This is a genomic window from Comamonas halotolerans (assembly GCF_030162935.1).
Classification (GTDB): Bacteria; Pseudomonadota; Gammaproteobacteria; order Burkholderiales; family Burkholderiaceae_C; genus Comamonas; species Comamonas halotolerans.
The window spans coordinates 1-318 of sequence record NZ_JASAUZ010000055.1; the positions used below are offsets into that span (position 1 = coordinate 1).

The following is a 318-nucleotide window of genomic DNA, read 5'->3' on the forward strand; positions in this document are numbered from 1 at the left end:
TGCAACACCCCCTGACCTTGAATGAGGCAGGGGGTTTTGTTTTAAATAGAAGCGCTAATTTTTAAGCTTGGTAGCACGTAGTGGCTGCTTGGCGGACAGTTATGCCTGATGACCATAGCAAGTTGGTCCCACTCCTTCCCATCCCGAACAGGACAGTGAAACGACTTTGCGCCGATGATAGTGCGGATTCCCGTGTGAAAGTAGGTCATCGTCAGGCTCTTACAGTGACAAACCCCTGACCTTTGCAAGAGGCAGGGGTTTTGTTTTTCTAGGGCATCAAAGCCGAAGAATAAAAAGAGCGCACGATGTGCGCTCTTA

At 49.4% G+C, this 318-nt stretch carries 1 rRNA gene; it reads left to right on the forward strand.

From position 1 onward, the window contains the following. The first annotated feature begins 104 nt into the window (after positions 1 to 104). Positions 105 to 217 (forward strand): 5S ribosomal RNA (rrf, locus tag QEP11_RS15675). Positions 218 to 318 lie beyond the last annotated feature (101 nt).